This is a genomic window from Methanobrevibacter cuticularis (assembly GCF_001639285.1).
GTDB lineage: Archaea > Methanobacteriota > Methanobacteria > Methanobacteriales > Methanobacteriaceae > Methanobaculum > Methanobaculum cuticulare.
Genome location: NZ_LWMW01000056.1, coordinates 1 through 713, shown reverse-complemented (window position 1 = coordinate 713; position 713 = coordinate 1). Strand labels below are relative to the sequence as shown.

Genomic DNA, 713 nt, shown 5'->3' with positions numbered 1-713 from the left:
TCGTACTGGTTCTATTAATGTTGTTGTTGGTCTTTCTGGTCATGGCAATTTCTCTGATTTCAGTAATTCTACAACTTTTACTGTAGCTAAGAATAGTACTAATTCAACTGTTGTTGTTAGTCCTAATTCTGTTAGTATTGGTAATAATGTCACTGTTAGTGGTGTTTTGGCTAATTATTCTGGTGTTACTAGTGTTACTGTTAGTGTTGATGGTATACAGTTTATTGTTGCTGTTGATGGTTCTGGTGGTTGGAGTTTGAATTATACTACTGTTCGTACTGGTTCTGTTAGTGTTGTTGTTGGGTTTGCTGGTAATGATAATTACACAAGCTTTATTAATTCTACAACTTTCACTGTAGCTAAGAATAGTACTAATTCAACTATCGTTGTTAATCCTAATCCGGTTCAGATTGGTGTAAATACTACTATTAGTGGTGTTTTAGCTAATTATACTGGGATAACTAGTGTTAATGTTATTGTTGATGGTAATATTCAAGTAGTGAGTGTTAATAGTACTGGTGGTTGGAGTATGGTTTATACTGCAATTCGTACTGGTTCTATTAATGTTGTTGTTGGTCTTTTTGGCCATGGCAATTTCTCTGATTTCAGTAATTCTACAACTTTTACTGTAGCTAAGAATAGTACTAATTCAACTGTTGTTGTTAGTCCTAATCCTGTTAGTATTGGTAATAATGTTACTGTTAGTGGTGTTT

General features: G+C 33.4%; 1 protein-coding gene. It reads left to right on the top strand.

Annotated elements, in window-relative coordinates:
- Positions 1 to 713 (top strand): hypothetical protein (locus tag MBCUT_RS11160; RefSeq protein ID WP_169805358.1); only part of this gene is annotated, 713 nt, incomplete at both ends.